General features: G+C 45.6%; 21 protein-coding genes. 15 read left to right on the top strand and 6 right to left on the bottom strand.

Features of this window, described 5'->3' with window-relative positions; genetic code table 11:
- Positions 1 to 105: 105 nt before the first annotated feature.
- From ACP26L_RS27980 to ACP26L_RS27950, 7 genes are all read left to right on the top strand, one after another.
- Entirely contained in the window at positions 106 to 927 is an 822-nt protein-coding gene (locus ACP26L_RS27980; RefSeq protein WP_426448366.1) for an alpha/beta fold hydrolase, read from the top strand.
- 365 nt (positions 928 to 1,292) lie between these two features.
- Positions 1,293 to 1,775 (top strand): DUF2975 domain-containing protein, encoded by a 483-nt coding sequence (locus ACP26L_RS27975; RefSeq protein WP_426448364.1) that lies wholly within the window; start codon positions 1,293 to 1,295, stop codon positions 1,773 to 1,775.
- Positions 1,776 to 2,142: 367 nt separating this feature from the next.
- Positions 2,143 to 2,784 (top strand): hypothetical protein, encoded by a 642-nt coding sequence (locus ACP26L_RS27970; protein WP_426448363.1) that lies wholly within the window; start codon positions 2,143 to 2,145, stop codon positions 2,782 to 2,784.
- 43 nt (positions 2,785 to 2,827) lie between these two features.
- Positions 2,828 to 3,250, top strand: a complete 423-nt coding sequence (locus ACP26L_RS27965; protein ID WP_426448361.1) for a hypothetical protein — start codon at positions 2,828 to 2,830, stop codon at positions 3,248 to 3,250.
- 106 nt (positions 3,251 to 3,356) lie between these two features.
- A complete protein-coding gene (locus ACP26L_RS27960) occupies positions 3,357 to 4,241 on the top strand; it encodes an RCC1 domain-containing protein (protein WP_426448359.1) in 885 nt (294 codons plus the stop codon).
- Between the two features lie 18 nt (positions 4,242 to 4,259).
- Positions 4,260 to 4,478 carry an MOSC N-terminal beta barrel domain-containing protein gene (locus tag ACP26L_RS27955; protein WP_426448358.1) on the top strand — a complete coding sequence of 73 codons (219 nt, stop codon included), beginning with the start codon at positions 4,260 to 4,262 and terminating at the stop codon, positions 4,476 to 4,478.
- Positions 4,479 to 5,122: 644 nt separating this feature from the next.
- Complete coding sequence (locus tag ACP26L_RS27950) at positions 5,123 to 7,171, top strand: serine hydrolase domain-containing protein (protein ID WP_426448356.1); 2,049 nt, start codon at positions 5,123 to 5,125, stop codon at positions 7,169 to 7,171.
- 561 nt (positions 7,172 to 7,732) lie between these two features.
- Here the strand turns inward: ACP26L_RS27950 and ACP26L_RS27945 are convergent.
- Entirely contained in the window at positions 7,733 to 8,254 is a 522-nt protein-coding gene (locus ACP26L_RS27945; protein ID WP_426448355.1) for a GNAT family N-acetyltransferase, read from the bottom strand.
- 292 nt (positions 8,255 to 8,546) lie between these two features.
- Here ACP26L_RS27945 and ACP26L_RS27940 point away from each other — a divergent pair, with 292 nt between their 5' ends.
- The 3 genes from ACP26L_RS27940 to ACP26L_RS27930 all read left to right on the top strand — a co-directional run bounded on the left by ACP26L_RS27940 (position 8,547) and on the right by ACP26L_RS27930 (position 10,326).
- Positions 8,547 to 9,137 carry a hypothetical protein gene (locus ACP26L_RS27940; RefSeq protein WP_426448353.1) on the top strand — a complete coding sequence of 197 codons (591 nt, stop codon included), beginning with the start codon at positions 8,547 to 8,549 and terminating at the stop codon, positions 9,135 to 9,137.
- A 33-nt stretch (positions 9,138 to 9,170) separates the two neighbouring features.
- Entirely contained in the window at positions 9,171 to 9,629 is a 459-nt protein-coding gene (locus ACP26L_RS27935; protein WP_426448352.1) for a hypothetical protein, read from the top strand.
- Between the two features lie 250 nt (positions 9,630 to 9,879).
- A complete protein-coding gene (locus ACP26L_RS27930) occupies positions 9,880 to 10,326 on the top strand; it encodes a VOC family protein (protein ID WP_426448350.1) in 447 nt (148 codons plus the stop codon).
- Positions 10,327 to 10,343: 17 nt separating this feature from the next.
- Here the strand turns inward: ACP26L_RS27930 and ACP26L_RS27925 are convergent, their stop codons facing one another.
- Positions 10,344 to 11,285, bottom strand: coding sequence for a helix-turn-helix transcriptional regulator (locus tag ACP26L_RS27925; RefSeq protein WP_426448348.1), 942 nt, complete (start codon positions 11,283 to 11,285; stop codon positions 10,344 to 10,346).
- A gap of 190 nt (positions 11,286 to 11,475) precedes the next feature.
- Here ACP26L_RS27925 and ACP26L_RS27920 point away from each other — a divergent pair, with 190 nt between their 5' ends.
- Both ACP26L_RS27920 and ACP26L_RS27915 read left to right on the top strand, forming a co-directional pair.
- Positions 11,476 to 11,727, top strand: coding sequence for a GNAT family N-acetyltransferase (locus ACP26L_RS27920; RefSeq protein WP_426448346.1), 252 nt, complete (start codon positions 11,476 to 11,478; stop codon positions 11,725 to 11,727).
- A 466-nt stretch (positions 11,728 to 12,193) separates the two neighbouring features.
- Entirely contained in the window at positions 12,194 to 13,345 is a 1,152-nt protein-coding gene (locus tag ACP26L_RS27915) for a DUF418 domain-containing protein (RefSeq protein ID WP_426448345.1), read from the top strand.
- A gap of 210 nt (positions 13,346 to 13,555) precedes the next feature.
- On the opposite strand, the gene ACP26L_RS27910 is transcribed toward ACP26L_RS27915, so the two are convergent.
- On the bottom strand, positions 13,556 to 13,984 hold the full coding sequence (locus ACP26L_RS27910; RefSeq protein ID WP_426448343.1) for a YybH family protein: 429 nt from the start codon (positions 13,982 to 13,984) through the stop codon (positions 13,556 to 13,558).
- Positions 13,985 to 14,102: 118 nt separating this feature from the next.
- Between ACP26L_RS27910 and ACP26L_RS27905 the strand changes: the two genes are divergently transcribed.
- Positions 14,103 to 14,453, top strand: a complete 351-nt coding sequence (locus ACP26L_RS27905) for a winged helix-turn-helix transcriptional regulator (protein ID WP_426448341.1) — start codon at positions 14,103 to 14,105, stop codon at positions 14,451 to 14,453.
- Positions 14,454 to 16,437: 1,984 nt separating this feature from the next.
- Here ACP26L_RS27905 and ACP26L_RS27900 read toward each other — a convergent pair.
- The 3 genes from ACP26L_RS27900 to ACP26L_RS27890 form a co-directional block, all read right to left on the bottom strand.
- Positions 16,438 to 16,872 (bottom strand): PCYCGC motif-containing (lipo)protein, encoded by a 435-nt coding sequence (locus tag ACP26L_RS27900; RefSeq protein WP_426448339.1) that lies wholly within the window; start codon positions 16,870 to 16,872, stop codon positions 16,438 to 16,440.
- Between the two features lie 67 nt (positions 16,873 to 16,939).
- Positions 16,940 to 18,022 (bottom strand): copper resistance D family protein, encoded by a 1,083-nt coding sequence (locus ACP26L_RS27895; protein ID WP_426448337.1) that lies wholly within the window; start codon positions 18,020 to 18,022, stop codon positions 16,940 to 16,942.
- A complete protein-coding gene (locus tag ACP26L_RS27890; protein ID WP_426448336.1) occupies positions 18,019 to 18,558 on the bottom strand; it encodes a copper resistance CopC family protein in 540 nt (179 codons plus the stop codon). The genes ACP26L_RS27895 and ACP26L_RS27890 overlap by 4 nt, the downstream gene beginning before the upstream one ends.
- A gap of 115 nt (positions 18,559 to 18,673) precedes the next feature.
- Here ACP26L_RS27890 and ACP26L_RS27885 point away from each other — a divergent pair, with 115 nt between their 5' ends.
- Both ACP26L_RS27885 and ACP26L_RS27880 read left to right on the top strand, forming a co-directional pair.
- Entirely contained in the window at positions 18,674 to 19,018 is a 345-nt protein-coding gene (locus ACP26L_RS27885) for an ArsR/SmtB family transcription factor (protein WP_426448334.1), read from the top strand.
- Between the two features lie 52 nt (positions 19,019 to 19,070).
- Positions 19,071 to 21,593 (top strand): heavy metal translocating P-type ATPase, encoded by a 2,523-nt coding sequence (locus ACP26L_RS27880; protein ID WP_426448332.1) that lies wholly within the window; start codon positions 19,071 to 19,073, stop codon positions 21,591 to 21,593.
- Positions 21,594 to 21,640: the final 47 nt, after the last annotated feature.

Here is a 21,640-nt window from a genome sequence, read left to right as displayed (position 1 = left end):
GATAAAAATAAGTTTTTAGGCCTCCATCTCCTTAATCCTCATATGTAAAGTGTAGGATAGATCCCATATAATGTCACTAACAACGGATAAGGGAGATGGAGAACGATGAGTGTAAACGAAACCCGAGGGACTGAGGGGATAAATTATTTTACGACCGGAGATGGCGTTCGGATTGCTTATCGGATCGATGGCATGGCCGACAAGCCGGTACTCGTGCTGGCTAACTCCATCGCTACCTCGATGAACATGTGGGACGGACAGATCCCCGAGCTATCCAAGCATTTCCGTGTTCTTCGCTACGACTATCGGGGGCATGGCCATTCAGATACGCCCGACGGTCCGTATTCGTTCGACAGACTGGGACGCGATGTCGTCGAGCTGCTCGACTCGCTTCACATGGACCGTGTCCATTTTCTTGGTCTGTCGCTCGGCGGCGCCGTCGCACAATGGCTCGGAATTCACGTTCCTGAGCGAATCGACCGGCTTATTCTGAGCAATACCTCATCTTACTTGGGACCGGCCGAACAATGGGAGGGCTTGATCGCCGGCGTGCTGGCCCCGGGGAAGCTTCCCGAATTTGCCGAGATGTTTATCAATAACTGGTTTCCCTCACATATGCTGAAGTCGGAGAACCCGCTCGTCGCCTCCTTCCGTGAAATGGTACTTCGGACCCGTCCGCAGGGAATCGCAGGAAGCTGGGCTGCCATCCGTGACATGGATATGCGCCGGACTGCTGCTCTCATCAGTAACCCGACTTTGGTCATATCAGGCCAGTATGATACGGTGACGCTTCCCGAACACGGTGAATTGATTGCCAAGACCGTGCCCGATGCGAAGCTGATCATCATGCCTTCCGTTCACCTGCCGAATGTGGAGTATCCAGCCGAATTCCTGAGTGCCGTAATCGAATTTCTGCGAGTACAATAAGGATGGACCAGGTTGCGGCGGAAAGGGTACGCTTGGCATGGTCATATGAACCGGGGACAATAGCACAACAACCAGGGAGCAGATCGCGTGCGGCGGCTGCTCCCTGGTTCGCGTGAAGCTAAACGAGGAAATAAATGTGGTGATACAATAACTAGCAGTTTTGTTGAACAACTTGTAAATTTAATAGGTTAAAGTAAGAGCATTTCTTTGTAATGAGAAATGCTTTTTATTTTTTTGATTAAAACAAAAGGAGGATATTCATTCATCTAACAATAACAACATAATAAAAAACAATATTAGTTTATTGTAAAACAATAAATTTGATGATAAAGTCATTTTATAATTAATTTAGAGAGGTGCTCTTAATGAACCGGGGAACAACCCTTTTTTTGAAGATGGCCGTTATTCTTATTGGAATCCCAATTCTTGCTTTGTGTATATTTGTAGTGCCTAAGATCGGGAATTTTGCTGGAGAATTGTATCCAGACATCGCGTATATGAAATCTCTCGTTTTAATCGATATGTACGCGGCAGCGGTCCCTTTTTACTTTGCTCTGTATCAAGCTTTTACACTTTTGAGCTATATGGATAAGAACCAAGCGTTCTCGGAATTATCCGTAAAGGCTTTAAACAATATAAAATACTGTGCCCTCACAATCAGTGCCTTGTACCTGCTAGGTATGCCACTCTGCTATCTTATGGCAAGGAGAGTTGACCCTCCAATTATCACAGCTACGGGATCCGTCATTATTTTCGCTTCTCTGGTGATCGCCGTTTTTGCTGCTGTTCTCCAAAGACTTCTACAGGAAGCTATTCATATTAAATCAGAAAATGACCTGACGATCTGAGGTGAATAACATGGCGAGATCATCCATATTGATGTGATGTTAGCAAAACGAAAAATGGGAAAGCCAAAGCGGTTCGTTTTTCAACCTCATGTCGAGATGGAGGGCATGGTGTCATGTCCAGACAAGCAAGACGGTTGATTCTGTGGTGCCGCGTTCGCGTGGCATGGATGGCTAAAGGGCAGGTTGGTAGGAAAATATGTTAAAATTGAATGGTGTTCAATCAAATCCATATGAAGGGGAGATAGGTAACCTGAAGATTGACCCAATATGGAAACGCATGAATTTTCCTGCTGCCCCTGAGTGACGATTCTACTATTGAATGTAGAGAGATTGCATTTTGTAAGGAAAGATGAAAGGGTGAGGATTCATGGAAGTAAATGTGTTAGAACATTTACCAAATCCTATAATCTTAAAAAAGCTAATGAAAATCCAAGCATCACTAAATATTATTCTTTGTGAAGATGAATGGCTTCGTTACCATAGGTTTGTTCAAGATTGGGATGAGGGTGTTTGTATGGCGAAAATAGATAATGGGGCAGGTGACCATCTACTTATTTTGTTTTCCCCTGAAGGCACCATAATAAAAGGTTTCGATCATGAATCTGAATTAAGCCCATATGCTCAAGATGAACATAAAGTATGGCAAGGGATTTATGATGACGTTCCTAAGGAATTGTTATCTTTACTTGAAAACGATGCAATTGAAAAAGATGATGTTACTTTTTGTATTTGGCGTGAAAACAGTGACACGAACTGGCGCAAGGGAAAAGTTGAAATCCCAGAAGGTGAAAGCGATGGTTCTGATTTTTTAGTGGGCTGTATATTCCATACACCAGAGGATTTTGTAGAATTTGCAGAAGGTTATTTTGAATTATCACCATCAGTAGATGTTGTTGCAAAAATTTACGATGATTTCCCCATTACGGCAGAGATGATCAATATCTTAAATCCCGACTGTGATGCAAAGGAAGTTCTTCAAGAATTAGAGTTATTACGCTTAAGGAATTAGCGAAGGTAAAGATGATTGCTGGCTGGGAATTAGGGGGGAGCATATGAAGAGTAGATTAGAGCAAGACATTATTAGTACGGCAGAAAGTTTCGCAACTAATTTTTCTGATAAAGGAAATTTTGATTTTAGTGTGCAAAGTCTACGAAAACTTGATGACATTCTAGAAGAGTTACGTGAGTATCATATAGATGATGATACATTAGATTCTGTTTCCTCTATGGCTGGAAGTTACATTTTTGAAGTGGCAAGAAGGAATTATGGTGGACAGTACATCTGGGTAGAAGAAAGTGACCAACCTGTGTTAGTTACTGGAGCGCCTGAATTTTCAATTTCTATATTTGCATTCGATAAAGTTAGAGGCAGAATTCGGAATGGTAAAGAAGATGATATACCCTATTATTTCGATGGCTATATCGAGGCAGTTGAAAAAGGTAAGAATACAGGGTACAGAGCTACAATAGTTTAACATATGGTGTAATTTAAAATTCAGAAAAGAAAAATGGTTATCGTGAGAACATCAGTTGGCGACTCGGTGTATATTCAAAGTAGCAGAAGGGATATTGGGTGGGCTGATGCAGGTGGAGTTAAAGCCGAGACGGTGGCCTAAAGATAGTATAGCGGCGGGTAGACGTCATACCGTTGGGCTTAAATCGGATGGCACGGTGACTGCTGTGGGTGATAATAAATATGGTCAATGTGATGTAAGCGGTTGGCGTGATATTGTAGCCGTCGCAGCGGGAAATGTTCATATGGCGACTAACACGGGTAATGCTCATACGATCGGTCTTAGATCGGACGGCACAGTGGTGGCTGTGGGTTGGGACAAGCATGACCAATGCAATGTAAACGACTGGCGAGATATTGTAGCGGTATCGGCGGGTTGGCGTCGTAGCGTCGGGCTTAAAGCTGATGGCACGGTTGTAGCCGTCGGTCGAAATAATGATGGCCAATGCGATGTAAGCGACTGGCGTGATATGGTGGCGGTAGCGGCGGGTGATTGGCATACCGTCGGCCTTAAAGCTGATGGCACGGTGGCGGCTGTGGGTAATAGTCGGTATGGCCAATGCAAAGTAAGTGGCTGGCGCAGCATAGTGGCGGCAACGGCGGGGTACCTTCATACCGTCGGGCTTAAATCGGACGGCACAGTGGTGGCTATAGGTTTGAAAAAGCATGGCCAATGCGATGTAAGCGTTTGGAGCGGTATTATAGCGATAGCGGTGGGTAGTAATCATACCATCGGCCTTAAATCGGACGGTACTGTGGCAGCTGTGGGTTGGAATGAGTTTGGCCAATGTAATGTAAGTGATTGGCGCAATATAGTGGCAATCGAGGCGGGCTGTGCCCATACCATAGGGCTTAAATCGGACGGCACGGTGGTTGCTGTAGGTGATAATGACTATGGCCAATGTGATGTAAACGGCTGGCGCGACATCCGTTCCCAGCTTCCGCTCAACTAAACGGGAGACGTTAGTACCATGAAGACACGAAGGCAGCCGGTCAGACTGATCGGCTGTCTTCTGCTTGTTGGAGAAATCAGTGAAATAACACGTTACCCTGTAAAGTCGTTTTCCGGAGAAAATTTGAAAACTTGTAAGGTTGATACATATGGAATGTATGGCGACCGTTTCTGCGCCTTTTATGATAAAACCAAAGAAGGTTTAGCTATAAATTCAAGTGGGTCAGAAGGTATATAATAACTAACTGATTGATCTCTTTTGCATTACACGAATGTCACAGAAGCTAAGCGGCCAGCACAATCGGCTGCTTTTGTATTATCTGCAAAATTGAACAAGCAGAAAAGATAATACGATCCTTGGCGACACTGAAGGAGTTTGCGTCTCCACTTGATCTGAGAGGCCTCTCCAACGGAGAGGTTATTACAGGTAGTAGAAAACACATGCAGCGAGCCGGCGGTTCCTCAGGTATTCATGCGTTGATCAACGGTCCCATTTTCCTCCAAGGATAAATCGGCGAATTCCTTCAGCCGGGCGATCGATCATCCTCGTCTCACAAAGGCAGCTAGCCCCTTTTCTTGAAACGGCATGCATGAAGCATGCCTTTTTTATGCTCGTGAAATGATAAATGGTCGGCTGGGAGTCATTAAGGTAAAATATTATTTTTTTTGTCAATTTAACCCAATCACGTTTTGTTGTGTTATATTTAATCGGAATTTATTCATAGTTTGGGGGGGGACCAGATGTTCAACAGAAAAAACGTTATCATCGCAAGTTCATTTTTATCTTTATCTCTACTTTTCCTTCCAGCAGGACCAACAATGATAAAAGCTGAATCTATTACGAACGCAATGAAAGAAGAAGTGGCACTGCATACATCTGAGATGAACGAGCCAAGCGCTGTACCGTTAACCGAGCTAACGGTGGAATTTGACTTGCCTTTGAACGAGGCCGTGATCACCTACGAAGGAACCGGGAAAGCTGCAAAGGAGAAGGCGGAGCTCCTCACGAAAAATTACGGAACGAACAGCGTGCAGTACGCCGTTATCGATCATGGCCACATTGTCGTATCCGGCCAATCCGGCAAGAATGATGAGAAGGGACAGAAGCCGCTCACGAAAGACACGATGTACGGGATCGGCTCGACGAGTAAAATGTTTACCACGGCTGCCGTCATGCAGTTGGTCGACCAAGATAAAATCGATCTCGATACGCCGATCACTCGGTATATCCCCGAGTTTACGATGAAGGATGAACGTTACAAGCAGATTACGCCGCGCATGCTGCTGAATCATTCATCCGGTCTGGACGGCTCGTCGATGACGAACGCTTTTTTATTCGAAGATAACGATACTTACGCCTACGACACACTACTGAAGCAGCTGGCCGGCCAGACCTTGAAGGCGGACCCAGGCGCTTATTCCGTTTACTGCAATGACGGGTTTACGCTGGCCCAGATTCTGATCGAGCGGGTCAGCGGTATGGACTTTACCTCTTATATCCATCGGTATATTACGGAACCTCTGGGTATGGCCCATACGGTGACGCCGCTCGATCCTCCGAGTACAGCGAAGATGGCGGGACTCTATTATCCTACCTACACAGGACAACTTCCCAACGAGACGTTCAACGTGATCGGAACGGGAGGCATTTATTCCACGGCGGAAGATTTGGCTCGATTCTCGCAAGTGTTCACGGGGGAAGCGGAAGAAGTCTTGTCCGGCAAATCGGCTGCGGCCATGGCGCAAGACGAGTACAGGACACCTTTGTGGCCTGATGATGCGGACAACTCAACCGAATACGGTCTCGGCTGGGACAGTGTCCATCTGTATCCCTTCAGCGAATACGGAATGAAGGCGCTGTCCAAAGGCGGGAACACCTTTCTCTTTCACTCATCGCTCGTTGTGCTTCCCGAACAGGGCATGGCAGCCGCTGTCGTCACTTCCGGCGGTCGCAGCGAGTTCGACGAGCTCCTGGCGAAAGAAATCCTGCTTCAGGCACTGAAGGAGAAAGGGACGATTGCTGAATTTAAACCTGAAAAGTCGTACGGTGTGCCGGTAAAGGCTGATATGCCGGAGTCCGTGCTGCAATATTCGGGAATCTATGGCGCGACCAATGCAACGACAACTATCGATATTACCGAAGGCGGCGTCATGTCCATTACTTCGGAACAGTCGCCCGATAATCCGGCTGAGATCTTCGAGTATTCGGCGGACGGCACGTTCCGGAGTGCGGATGGGAATGTGATGATCAGCTTCGTGACGGAGGAGAACGGCCGCATCTACTTATGGATTCGTCAATACGCTTCGCTGCCGGGTCTTGGGCAGATGGCTATTTCAGAGTACAAGGCCGAGAAGCTCCAGCCCCAAAACCTTCCGACAGAGACAAAAGAAGCATGGATGCAGCGCGACGGCAAGAAATATTATCCACTGAATGAGAAGTATACGTCGCTCGTTTATTTGATGTCGGGTACCATCCAGTTGAATGTGTCGAAACAATTGCCGGGGTACGTGTTGGATAAGCGTATAACAGGCCCGAATACGGCCGTCTCCGAATTGCAAATTCCAGGCACGAGCGGGCGGGATCTTTCAGATTATACGTTCTTTACACAAGATGGCGTTGAGTACCTGAATCTTGGTGGAGGCATCTTAGTAAACGAGGACGCCGTGAAGCCTATCGACGTCGCTAAGAAGTCAATCGTTACGATTCCGTCGAGCGGCTACGCCCAATGGTATACGATAAGCGATAAAGACGGGGGCAAAACCGTTAAGGTGAGCATGTCCTCGAAGGCTTCCTTCGCTGTTTATAATGCAGGGGGAACATGCATCTACTTTAGTGTCATCGGAACCAATGATCAAGTCGAGCTGCCTGCGGGAGGATCGATTGTTTTCGCCGGGGATGCCGGCACGAAGTTCGAGATTTCCGCGCAGTAACCGGAACGTAACAAGTACACCTTTACATTCAGGGCTTTGGACACTGACCCCGATTCATGATTCATGATCGGGGTCTTTTTTACCTTGGTAGAAGTTGGGGCTAAAATAATCCAAAAGCCTTCGATGGGCGTTATCCCGGTATGAAATAACGCTAAATAGAAAATCGTCAATCAAAATAATGGTTGGCGATTCCAAGAGCATTAAGGTAACGGTAACTGTTTCGTCAATATAGTTGACTTAGTCAATTAAATCTTATAATTATAACTATTAATCAGGGTATTTGCTGCGAAAAAAGATTCATCCACCCGGTTACATAAAAAAGCCTCCGTTTAACAAACGGAGGTTCATCTATAGAATTCACGGTTTATCTTTTAATAACAAATCACTCGATTGTAGTGATGCACATAACAGCCCAACTTGGGCAGAAAAAGACATTCTTGAATAAGTCGAACGATTTGTATTTGAATTCCTTTTCGTACTTTTCCGTCGTGTCGGACACCTCGATTATGAATCCTTTATTTTCGCCCATCGGTTCTCCGAGTCCCATATTGAAAGACATATTTAAGATTTGTTGGATATCTGCCAATCGGATTTTAACATTCCCATATAATATGTATCATAATATTGGCCATTACAAAATGCATGCTCTCTCAATTTTCCTTCGACAACAAATCCAATTTTTTTGTACAGCGTTATCGCCTGTTCATTTAACCCTCTTGTAGTTAGATAAATTTTATGTAACCGGAGTTGGTTAAAGCCTATTGTAATCATGGCTTTCATCGCTTCTTTTCCGTAACCTTGTCCGCGAGCCTCTTGGGCTAGAAGGATTCCAATACCAGCTCTGCCGTGCTCATGTTCGATATCTTTAAAGAAAACCCAGCCAATAAGTTTATTTTCTTCATTCTCAATTGCTAGCAGAAGATCTCCTTTTTGTCTTTTACTCATAACTTGCCGTTCAATTTGTTCGTAGGTTTGTTGAACTCTGCCAACCAACAGGATGGAAACCGGGTCATTGGACCATCGATGAAGCTCTTTTATATCTTCCGTTTCGAAAGGACGCAGGCTGACTCTTTGAGCGGTCATTCTCAATTCCTCCTAAGTGTGAACTTTCTCTAACGAGGGCAAGCATATTTTACCATGAATGGCATCTGAATTAGCCAACTCCAAACCATTTCGAGCCTGGATAGTTTAGACTCTGAATACCCAACATGTTATGCACTTTACTTACATACTTCTAACCCGTGCAATTCATTGCCTTTTATAAACCAGAGTATGGATGGTTGGGCAGGTTAATGCAACAACATACCGGTTTTAATCGTCTTAACGGCAGTGGTGAATAGACACCCTTTAAAACAGTTAAGCGAGGATGAAACTTATGAAAAAATTCGTAATGGGATTTTTACTTGGAATTTCAATTTCACTATCGGCTGTTTCGTATGCCTCTGATATTCAGGAAGTTATGCGTACAAATGTGAAGTTACTGTATAAGAATGCGGAGATAGATCTTGAGAAAGGACCATATGAAGTATTTAATTATCATGGGAACAATTATGTGTCAGTAAGACTTATTGCTGAAACGTTGAAATTGCCCATCGAATTTGACGAGTTGAGCAATAAGATATTACTAGGTAGTTATCGCTTAGACGAAAGTGTAGAACTCAGGGAATTATTAAATAATGATTTTAAGTCAGTTATGTCGATCTCGATACAATATGGTGATGGTACAAAGACGGAGGTCAATGATCTGAAAAATGTTAATGAGATTACTCAAAGGCTGAGTGAATTAAAATTATACATATCTGAAAAACAAGAAAACGGCTACGGATATTTGTATAATTTATTAATAAAGACACAGAATGGAGACATTATGTACCCAAGTAATTTGAATATTCAAGGGGATATATTTAAAAGTAACGCAAAGACTGATGAGCTCGATTCATTCATCATGTCATTGCGATCCCAGTGAGCAGGTCAGAGGGAAACTGTTTGCAATCAGGTTTTGGGACAAGGTCAGATTTTAACAGAATACGTGTTCAATAGCGAGGCAGCAGATTATTGCGCTATTTGCACCACATTCGTCTACGAAGGGCGTGGAAACTCTGTGAAACCTAAATTAGTCCCATTACGAATACCGTCAGGATGGATGGTATCCTATAATAACTTTCTTGAGCTCTCAACAGAAGAATTTACTGATGATACCTTTAAGTATGAAATAGACCTGGACGAGGATATTTTGCAAATCTCCAGCCAGGCCCACAGAAGAATCCTAGACCTTGGCTGGTACCCGTCATTCCATCCAGATGGTCAATATAAGATTATGTTAGTGGAGTTAGTTGAGAAGGAAATCCAGCCGGAAAAATGGGACGATCCTCTATTTACATTCAGCTCGAGGAGTGTGAATGAAATCAAAGATAAAATTGATTTAGTTTTACAACAGGTCGTGGAGGGACGTTTATAGTCATCGATGCTTTGACCTTAATTATTATGTTATTGAACTATCAAAGAACGATAGCACAACAACCAGGGAGCAGTTCGCCGCGCGGCAGCTGCTCCCTTCTTCATTAATGTAACAGGCAAACTGTTGATTTGGTTGTACTTTCAAGCTAAAAAAAAGTTTGTGACAAGATCTGTCACGAATAGGCGATACAATAAGTTCGAGCCCGGCATTACAGTCCGAGCTAAATTAAACCAGAAGGAGCTGCTTTATCATGACGTTTCAAGTTACACCGTTTATCGCGTTGAATGGAAATGCCAGGGAAGCAATTCAATTTTACGAATCCGCGCTGGAGGCCAAAGTGGTATTTATGCAAACGTTCGGAGAAGGACCCGAGGATCCATCACACCCGCTGCCGACACACGCAAAAGACTTAGTAGCACATGCTGTTTTAAAAATCGGGGAGGCGGAATTGTTTGTAGCGGATTCGATTTCGGACAATCCGAATGAGACTGGGAATCGCCTGCAGATCTGCATCACAACCCCCGATACCAGAACATCGGCCCGCTTCTTTGATGCTCTCCTGGAGGGCGGCCAAGTGGTGATGCCTTTGCAAGAAGTGTACTTCAGCCCAGCTTTAGGCATCGTAACGGACCGATTTGGCATAACAATTCAAATCTTTACCCCAAGAGACGAAGTGAAGGACGGGACAGTGCAATAAGCAGGATCATTCCGTCTTCATCCCTGATATTTATTAAGAAGCTCGGTCAGCCTTCTGCGGATTGATTCTTTCAATTCCGCCGGCTCGCTCAGCTTGACTTCGTCTCCCAGCGAAATAAAAAATCCAGTATAAAATGGGATGTCGTCCCGGTTGATGTCCGCATCAATCGCTCCAGACCCGTCCTCACGCACATGGAGCATGGGTGAGAGCCAGAGCTCGGCTTCGCAGCGCTGGGTACCGATGTGGGTCAGCTCGGCTCTCAACCTTACGGCATCCGCTGGTGACGCTGCCTCATGCCGGGGCATGCGGATATCGCTCAGTTTAAGCGGCTCGGTCGGATCGTCTGCCGCATCGCGGATCCGGTCGCAGCGGAATAAACGGTAGCCCTGGCGCAGTAAGCAATATGCCGTACAGTACCAGAAGCCGTTGTGCGCATACAGGAAAACCGGCTGAATTCGACGCCTGGTCGTGCCTTCCTCCTTCGATTCGTATAAAACTGCAAGCACCTTCTGCTTTACGGCGGCATCCAGCAAGGCGGACAGGAACGGGGCATCGGACCGCCGCGTCGGCGTGATAAAATCGACCCGCTCTTTCATGCCATCGATCCGGTCCCGAACGTCACCCGGCATGTGCAGATAAAATTTGCTCAAGGCCGAGGCAGATTCCGCATCGAACGGCAGCGAGGGATAGTGGCGAAGTGCATGCATGGCAAAAAACATTGCAGCGGCCTCGCCCTCGGTGAAAGCAATCGGCGGCAGCACCCGTTCCCTCACCACCTGATACCCTCCGTGCGGCCCCACCTCCGAATAAAGCGGCACTCCAAGCTCACTCAGTTCCTGCAAATCCCGCAGGATCGTCCGCGTGGAGACACCAAATTCGTCTGCCAGTTCTTGAACCTTGAACTTCCGTTTACGGTTCACCGTCATCATGAGCTCCATGAGCCGTTTCGATTTCGGCATCGCTGCTCCCCCCTCGGATTCGCCCGGGTAATCCTGTCGAAATAGGCAGATTCGCAAATTTCGTACCGCACCTTCATCCTCTCCGTTTCGAAGTAAATCGGCCTATGTCAATTATTCGCCAGATGAGCAAAACGAACCTGCACGTCCGGATTTTCGCAAGATATTACTGGGCCATGAGGACAACAGTAGTATGGATGAAACATATAGAAACTACTTTGATTCCTCATTATCAGACAAGTCACTTGTTGTATGGGTTGCTGATGATAACGGAGTAGTTGTATCAACTGTATGTTTTTGCATATGTCGACTTGCGCCACGATTTGAGAAACCTTCGGGAATGGTTGCATACATGACTAATGTTTTCACAATTCCAGCTTACCGTCGTCAGGGGATAGTTTCCAAACTTGTTACTGCTGCAATTGACGATTTGAAGACACAATGAATTAGAAAAATCCTGCTGCATTCGTCTGATATGGCTAAACCGATGTATGAAAATCTTGGTTTTGTTGAAGGAAAGAACTATATGTCAATGAATTTTTGAGTGTTAGAACTGACTCTAATCAGCACTATTCTTCTTGAGAGATCCGTAACCTAAATTAGGTTCGGGTCATTGCTCTAAACGGCCGGCAGGACAAGCATGGAGCTCATGTTCGGGTTTTGCAAGATAATCTAAAAATAAAGGACGCCCCGTATTTAACATTCTGTAACATAAAGTTTGTGGAATCGTATATGGTATTATCAGTGATGGATCGTTAGGCTAAACCTTCCTGTACAGCCTAAGCAGTCGGCTTGTCAAAAAAGGAGCGCCTCGGTATGATGGGGTTGTCCACGGGTGGGTTCCAAACCCAACATCATCAAGAAGGCACTCTTTCTTGAATACAGTATGGAATGGGAGGATCGGCCATTCGATGTCCAATGATGCGAAAGGTAATCCATCATCCTCCAGCAGCGGGCGCAAGCTTGCGCCGGATCTGGCCAGAGGCTTTATGCTGCTGCTCATTGCCCTGGCTCATGCTAATCAGAATCTATTAAACCTCGAAGCAACCACTTTAAATCGAATGATCGTATTATTGCGGCAGATCTTTGTTGACGGCCGGGCGTTTCCTGTATTTTTTCTTCTATTTGGCTATGGAATGGTCCAATTATTACACCGCCAAGAAGTGAAGGGTCATGATTGGCCCTTTATACGCAAACTGTTCCTTCGTCGGGGCTGGTGGCTGCTACTTCTTGGTTTTGCACATGCAGTATCGCTTTACGACATTACCATCGGACTGTATGGCATGGCAACGGTCATCTTTTTCTGGTTCCTTCGTTTATCGGATAAGAAATTGATTTGGATCGCCGCAGCAACCCTCCTGCTGGCGGCCGTTCTTGGTTCTGAGATTACACGCGGTGAATATGAATGGGGTCATGTGACTGCAGCTCCAGAAATAGCTGCTTCAGCCGGCATCGTAGATACCATTCTGACTCGATCGTTCAACTGGGCTCTCTACAGTGTGATTCTACTGCATCAAGTTATACCGGCTATGGCACTTGGCATCTGGGCAGGCAGGAAGAAGCTGCTGGATCATCCGGAGCTGCACCAAAGCCTCCTCCTGCGGACGGCAGCGGTTGGTCTTGCGCTTTCCACATTCGGCGGCATACCGTTTGCGCTTTTGTCCTCACTGTACTGGAATTCCCCTTCCGAAGCAGCAACAGCCATTGCAGGTTCCTTACATACGGTTACCGGCTATGCTGGGGGAATCGGCTGGGCTGCTCTTATTGGATTTATCGCTGGGAGTCCAAGAATAGTGCGCAGCAAGCTGACAAGGGCTGTCGCAGCTCTTGGTCAGCGATCCTTAACGTTTTATATTTTCCAATCGATCGTGTTCTTTATTGTTTTCACGGAGGGAATAGGCGGTCTGGGCGCTATTGGGAATCAACTTAGCAGCGATATTGTCGCCTGGCTGACATGGATCGTATCCATAATAATTGCTGAGTTCATGCAGCGCGCTAACTACGCCGGCCCCGCCGAGCAGCTCTTACGCCAATTGACTTACCAAATTCCTCAAAACAGGTGAAGTGGTAACTATCCAGACTGGTTAGAACCCGCAGCCGGAGAGGAATATGCAAAAGTCTGGTAATTAAAAACGAACGGCAGCCAATCATGGCTGTCGTTATTTTTTGTCCTCTCGTCTGAGGACGGCTGGTGGCACAGCTGGGATCGTTGAAGTTAAACATACGGATGGTTGAACAGGGGAATAGCTCTGCTCAACCACCTGTATGTATATTCAGGGATGCTGCTCAGGTCCCGCCGCCTGCAGAGGATCCGCTCCAAACGGATGATCCACAATATAAAGCCAGCGGTCGTCGGGCTGCTTTCGGACAATCTCCGTAGTGTGGCCTTCGATCTGAGACGGAGTACCGTCCTCCTTCACCGTATGGAGGATAAAGTGGGCTCGCAGCAAAGCGATATTTTCAAAAGGAAGGCAGTAGATGTTCGTGGATACCATGCGACCCTGCAGCTTCAGCAGTTGGGCGAGAGTTGTACGGATACCATCCATTCCCTGCACTCGTTGATTGGTCAAATCCATCAGTATGCTGTCCGGTTCGTATAAAGCAAGCAGTAGCTCAATGTTCCCTGAATTGAAGGCATAGGCAAATGCCGCATTCATATCCTCGGGCTTCATCACCTTGATTTCTTCTGTAGGGGATATCATAAGATCGCCTCTTTCGGTATGATGATTACATAAGCGAGCTTAGCATAAGGGAAATGGGAATATAAGTACGCAGAATAGAATGACATAGTCATAAATAACTGACCATCAGGAGGGATCTATGCCATATCAGGATGAAACATTTGGCTGCCCTGCAGACGTGGGTCTTCACATGATCAGCGGGAAATGGAAGCCAAGAATCATATACGAATTGTCCCAGCAAACCAGACGGTTCGGTGAACTTCAGCGCTTGATTCCACAAGTCTCTAGGCATGTGCTGACCACCCAGCTCCGGGAGTTGGAAGAATGCGGGATCGTTCTACGTACCGTTTATGCCGTCATTCCTTCGAAGGTGGAGTACAATCTGACGGAGTTCGGGAGGGGGTTGCAACCCCTTATGGAGCAGTTGGTCAAGGTGGGAGAACATTACATTGCACAGCATACAGGGGAATCTAGGAAGACGGACACGTAATCAACTATGATAACTGGAGGAAAAGAGCATATACTTCAAGCGTTAGTCCAAAGCCATCCAGGAGCTTGCCACCGCGGCGGCTATAAGCTTCCCTGGTGCTATATGCTATGATTTGAAATAAGTATGAATCTTGGGGGGGTGATAGTATGATGAGGATTAAATTTATGTATAAACAATTCTTAAGGGAGCCTCTTTGGTTTAAGTTACTTACCTCTTCAACGCTGCTGGTTGCCATAGTATTTAGCAATTCATACTTTTCGCATAATGGATATTACCAGAGCGCCGCGAAGTTTGCTGTTGCAATTTTCTTCACTTTATATGGCATCAAGTTCCGAAGAAACACTCGTGTCTCGGTTATCTTTTTTACATTAACCATTCTATGTATATACCTGTCTTGGAGCAATTTTGACCAAGCCCACACGTCTTAACGGGAGACATAGCTTCACATAATACAACGGCTGCAATCGGCTGCCGAGTTACACGTGTCATGGGGTGAACATTTTGAAGTATTTTACTCCTAAAAAGGTGGGTGTACTCACACATTTTGAACTTCTTATCGACGCATACTTGGGACTTCAAAAGATCCAATATATAACATTAAAGTATATTGAAAATTCTTGGACTTGGCTAGAGTTTGTTAGAAGGGATAATGAACTAATCGTTAGTAAGTTGAGCATTGATCTCCGAGGATATTATCAATGAGACGATATTATGGAATGACTTTGAAACAGAATTAACTACCAAAGCAAAGGAAGTTCTAACTAAAATAAGATCGATCAATTGTCATATTCTTGAGGCAAAGTGTTTTGACCAGATTCATCTTTTTACCATGACTCGTTAAGCTGCGGGGGGAAGTTAGTTCCTTCAAGCAAATCAGGACAAACCTGCCGGCACGATCGGCAGCTTTTCACGCTCAGTTTCTATGATGTAGATTGAGATGGGATATGTCACAGTTCCAAGTTACGCAAACGTTGAGGACAGAAAAACTTTTATCATCAAAGGTATTCTGCTGGAGAGACAAATAAGTAAGGGAATGCATATTCATGGAATCTCTTAAGTGATTAACAACGTAAGCGTAATAATCCAGCATGAGAATGAAGCCTGGGTGTTATTTCAAACTAATTTCAGGGCTAGTAAGGAAGGAGGTTTGTATGGGATTAGACTTCTTGGTATATGACGTTAGCTATCGGCTCCTTTCAGTGTATGAAATGAATGAGGAGTTACATAAAGATATATTTTCATCCGGTCAACGATGGGCGAGTTACTCATATCTCAGAAATCTACACGACTATTACTGTACTAATGTGGAGTTTAGTGGGAAAACACTTGATGGTTTGATTAATGATTTGAATAACTATAAGCCATTGTTATCCGAAAAACACCATATAGCTGTTCAGTTGTTGTTGGATGCTGTATCGGATAAAAAGGTTCATAAAGTCCGGATTAATGGTGATTAGCATTAAGCTACCGGAAGACTATAGTGCAATAATCAGGAGCGGACCGCGCGGCAGCTGCTCCCTTCTTCATTGAAGTAACGGGCAGGATAGTGGAGAAATATGTTAAAATTGGGTCTAAGTTGACAACGGCCGGGGTGGGGATATCGTGGAATTTATATTTATTTATCTGCCAGCATTTTTATTTATGGTGTGCTTTCTAAACGCAATACGTGCTTTCATAAACAAAGATACTGGACTAGGTTGGATATTAACCTTCGTTACTTCAGGGATTTTTGGTTTTTTGTTTTGGCTTTGTATTAGAAGTAATGGAGGCTAGCCAATCGAAGGACAGAGACAGATCGCCGTGTGGCAGCTGCCCTCTGGGTATTAAAGCATATGAGAACGTTAGTTCAGATCCAACCAGGAGCAGTTTGCCACCGCGGCTGCTGCTCCTTTGTTCGTTAAAGTAACGGGGGCAGGTTAACGTAGTCTACCCTCGGAAAAATATGTACACAAAAAAGGCACCTCAAGAGGGGTGCCTTTTTGTGTTACAGGGGCATAGGAGTTTCCGTTGGCTTGGCGTAGCCCTTGCTGTATTGGGAATCAATGATATTCCGAATCTCTTTGATCAACTTCCCATCCTTACTCAATTGGGCGGTGGTGACTGCAATCTCCATACAAACTCCGCACCTTGTTCCGTGATCATCCCAGACTACACTTCCATCATCATTTACTTCTTTGACAAAACAATTTTTATTACTTTGATGTCCGGCCTCATCACCACATCCACAGTAACATGGAATCCATTGGAGTTTATCGAGGGTTTGTCCGGCGATCTTATAGATCAATTGAGTTTGTTCGGGCTGAGTTTTCAAAAATGTAGGAAGTACATCCACCGATGCTGTTTTCTCCTGCAAATCTCCATGATGGGCCCCCGCGTGTGCCGCGGGTTCAGGACTGCTTTTACTTCCACAGGCAGCCATACTGACAACAGCAAATAATGAAAACGAAAGGATACAATGCTTTGAATTTCATGTCTTCATGAGCCTCCTAACGAATAGAGAACATAACTGAAAAATAGGTTGAAACCGTAAAAAGCAAACTGTAGATAAGTGTAAAACTGCTTTTACCTTTGGAGCGAACAATCAAAAGCAGCAATATCATCGAACAAGCAGCCAAGATTATACCGGTAACGTGCATTCCAAGGGAAATGGTCATATCAGGCGAGAACTGACCGGGATATATGGAAGTAAATAACGACGATGGGGGAGCCTCCTTCAGGAATAAACGTACATCATGTGGTGGATCCTGCTGTCCCATAATCGCAGTTATTATAAAGGTGCCGAACGCTATCATACTCTCCGCCTTCAGCCAGGGGATGGGATTAAAGCTGTTGTTTCCCTTCATCCTCCGCGGCAGAACAAAGCCATTAACAAAAGCCAGGGCTAACAATGGAATGATGAGGATATGTTTGATCAGTAGAGCTTGTCCATACGGAACCATCCAGGAATTCATATACTCCGGTGCCAGATACGCAGAAAGGATAAACCCGGCTGCAATGGCTGCACCCACACAAGCTATTGAAAGTGGGCTGAACCATTTTAAAAATCTCGGCCAATTTGAAGTGCTGCTTGAGAACCAGGCCGTAACCATCAAGAGCCCAATCCATACAATCACAGTTAAAAAGTGAACGGTATGTGTAAGAAACCCAGGCCACTCATATAAGGACTTGGTATGACTTCCCCAGCCAAACCAACCAATAAGAATTAGCATGAGCAGCAGCCCTACGTAAGGCGTGGCTTTATCTTCCCTGAATACGGGAAGTCCAAGAATCATAAGGAGGGCCGCCGAGAATCCAAGCACCCAAAGCCAAGCAGTACCAACACTCACGTCGAAAAGTACATCGTAAAAGATGGTCCAAAAATCCGTTTGGAATGCTTCTTGGTAGAACAAGGTGATCTTATATACAGGAACAAACGAAAGGATGGGTATCCCTAATACGGCAGCTAGGAGGACAGGCCAAGGTACGGTTATCGTGGGCCTTTGCGTTTCAGGGATAACCTTCATCATAAGGGTACCTACGATAACGGCATAACACAAATACAAAAGGGCTTCAGTTATATAAGCAATCATGAATTTCTCCTCTTCATGAGGACAGCACCCAGAATGATGAGGAACAGTACGCCAACCACGGCAGCTATGCCTGAAGGACTGACCGACTCTTGGGGGGCTTGTTTGGATTGCGCAGCATCTGGAGCTGCAGCAGCAGCTGCTGGAGTTTCCTTAGGTGCTGGCTGCCCATGAGTTGTTGTCTCCGGAATCTTTGCATCCACACGGAAGGAATAACTCTTCTCAACGATATGGCCGTCCTCGCCGAGGATCTTCCAATTGACCGTATAGGTACCTTTGGTGAGCGGTTCCTTTAATATCCCTTTTAACGTTGCTCCGGATACCGTCACCTTATCGATCGGCACTTTGTCACTGCCATTAACGGTCACATCAAAGGTGCTCAGCGGCTGGAGTTCTGTATTAAATTTCATTGTTATTTCCGTAACCGGATTTTGAAGTGTTTCATCTGTGGAAGGAGAGGAACTTTCCAACCCAGTATGAGCCAATACACTTTGAGGAAAGACAAGCAGAAGCAATAAAATCACAAGTAACTTTTTCAACGTCGCACTCCCTGTTCGTAAAATATTCATTCGCCTAATTGACCATCATATTAATCAATGCTAATATGATAAAACAAAAACGTATTAAAATCAATGAATATGAGGAGAAGTCATTATGGAGCACCTTGAAGTAACAGCAAAATTCATCCGCGGTTTTGCCGATAAGACGAGACTTCAAATTCTTCATTCGCTTATACAAGAGGAAAAAACCGTGTCACAAATTGTTGAAGAGATAGGTGTTACCCAATCCAGGGCATCTCAGCATCTCGCCTGTCTTCGGGATTGTGGGATTGTGGAGGGGAGGCAGGAGGGGAAGTTTGTCTTCTACTCCATCAAAAGCGAAGACATCATCAGCCTTCTTCACATGTTCGAAGCAGCTTTGAAGCCGGTTGAATCCCTGGTTGCTTGCTGCGAGACAGTCGAGAAACTAACGTGTACATCAACAGAAAGTAAGGACTGAGCTCCGGCAGATCATCAGCGAAAACTTGATTAAAGGAAAGTGGTGAGTTCCTATGAAAGACAATGAGACGTCCAAGGAGAATGATAAAGCGCCGAGGTCACTACCGGTTTTTAAAAAAACGTTAGACTTCACGGTTACTACTTCCTCACAGCCAAAGGTTTCTGATCCTTGCTGCTCTAGCAACGGTGAAGGGACAGCATCTTGCTGTGATGATACCCATAGTTCCCTTATCACTGAAGAACATACCGCTGAGCGGGCAGCTGAAGGGATCAGTAAAACTTATCGTGTCCATGGGATGGACTGTCCTGCTTGTGCTGTCACCATTGAGAAAAGTCTGAGCAGGCTCGATCATGTTCTCCGTGCCAAAGTGAACTACAGCACCACACAGATGCAGGTTGCTGCAGCGGATCCGGCTGTATTTGAACAAATTCCCCACGAACTTCAAAAGCTTGGATATCAGGCTGAAGCGATGGAAACGAACGGGAGCATCCGTAATTATCGAATCGAAGGCATGGACTGCAGCTCAAGTGCCCTGACTATTGAGAATCATCTTAAGGAAAAGCCGTATGTGAAGTCCGTAAGTATTAATTTCTCTAGCGCAACCATGAAAATCGAGCATGCGAATGAGGTATCGGAGATCGTCAGTGAGGTCAATAAGCTCGGCTACAAAGCCTCTTTGGTTTCAAAGCGCCGCGGCCAAGTTGAAGCACTTCCTGCAAAAGGAGTCTCATCGCTGACCATCCTCTCCGGTGCACTGCTTGCTCTAGGGTACTTGGGATCTTTAACGGGAGTTACAGGCTGGCTTATCACTGTCCTGTACGCAGTTTCGATGGCCATCGCAGGCTATAAACCGGCAAAAAGTGCTTTCTATGCCATAAAAAGCAAGTCATTAGATATGAATGTGCTCATGACCGCAGCTGCACTTGGTGCGGCCTTCATAGGCGAATGGCTTGAAGGAGCCACTGTCGTATGGTTGTTTGCCGTTGGGAACATGCTGCAAACAAGGTCCATCGATAAAACAAGAAATACACTTAGAAGCCTGATGGACCTGACTCCCGAAGATGCTTGGTTGAAGACCAATTCCGGCATGACCCGAAAACCAGTTGAAGATATTTCCGTGGGTGATCGGATCGTAGTTAAACCGGGGGAGAAAATTCCCTTGGACGGCGAAGTGATTGAGGGGCTGTCGATGGTCAACCAGGCTCCCATTACAGGTGAATCCGTTCCTGTAGATAAGGAGCCCGGTAGTATGGTGTATGCCGGCTCGTTCAACGAAAATGGTTCCCTTGAGATTAGAGTAACGAAGCTAGCCGAGGATTCGGCCGTGGCGAGAATCATCCATATGGTGGAGGAAGCCCAAGATAAAAAAGCACCGACACAAACATTTGTGGATCAGTTTGCCCGGATTTACACGCCGGTTGTGTTTATACTGGCTCTGATCATCATGATACTGCCTCCGTTATTTGCCGGTGGGTCCTGGTCTGATTGGTTTTATAAAGGGCTAGAGCTGCTCGTCGTTGCTTGCCCTTGTGCGCTGGTGATTTCCACCCCGGTTGCTATTGTTTCGGCTATCGGCAACGCTGCAAAACAAGGCGTTTTGATTAAGGGCGGTTCCTCGCTCGAGATGGCCGGAAAGATCGATGCTGTTGCATTTGATAAGACAGGAACCTTAACCGAAGGTAAACCAAAGGTCTCTTTTGTAAAGGGGTTCGGCATTCCAGAGGATGAGCTGATCTCAATAGCCAGAACAATTGAGGAACATTCCAAACATCCGATTGCCGGTGCGATTATTGAATTTGCAGATGAACAACAAATAGGCTCGCACGCTGGTGAATCCTATCAAGCGATTGTAGGAAAAGGGGCACGGGCATCCATCAAAGGGAAGAATTATTTCGCGGGGAATGCAAGGCTTTTTCAAGAAGATTTGCATTTGTCATTGGATTCTCTTGATAGAACCCTGCTGGAACTACAAGGATCAGGCAATACCATCGTAATTGTTGGTACCGATCAAAACCTTCTAGGAGTTATTGCAGTTTCTGATACCATTCGACCGGTTTCCAGGGATGCGATTAAAAAATTGAAAGCATTGGGAATCCGGCAAACGGTGATGCTTACCGGCGATAATAAGGGAACGGCAGCTAAAATCTCGGAACAAGCTGGCGTGGGTCGAACCTTTGCGGAACTGCTTCCTGAGAATAAGGTGGAAGGGATACGCCAATTACAGCAGGAAGGCTATAAAATAGCCATGGTGGGAGACGGAATTAATGATGCTCCTGCACTGGCAGCTGCTCATGTAGGTATTGCCATGGGGGGAGCCGGTACAGATACGGCAATGGAAACAGCAGATATTGTGTTAATGGCTGATAATCTGGAGAGACTCCCTTACACGGTTAAGTTAAGCAGGCAGGCCTTAACAATCATTAAGCAAAATATCTGGTTCTCTCTGATTATAAAGGCGATAGCCTTGCTGCTTATCTTCCCTGGTTGGCTTACGCTATGGATCGCTGTTCTCAGTGATACGGGCGCAGCTATCCTTGTCATATTAAACAGCATGCGACTCCTGCTTATGAAGTGATGTAACGAGCTCCCTACATGAGGGGGCTCGATTAAACTTTATCAGGG

It is taken from the genome of Paenibacillus sp. S-38 (genome assembly GCF_049942825.1).
GTDB lineage: Bacteria > Bacillota > Bacilli > Paenibacillales > NBRC-103111 > Paenibacillus_G.
This window is presented reverse-complemented; position numbering and strand designations above follow the sequence as displayed.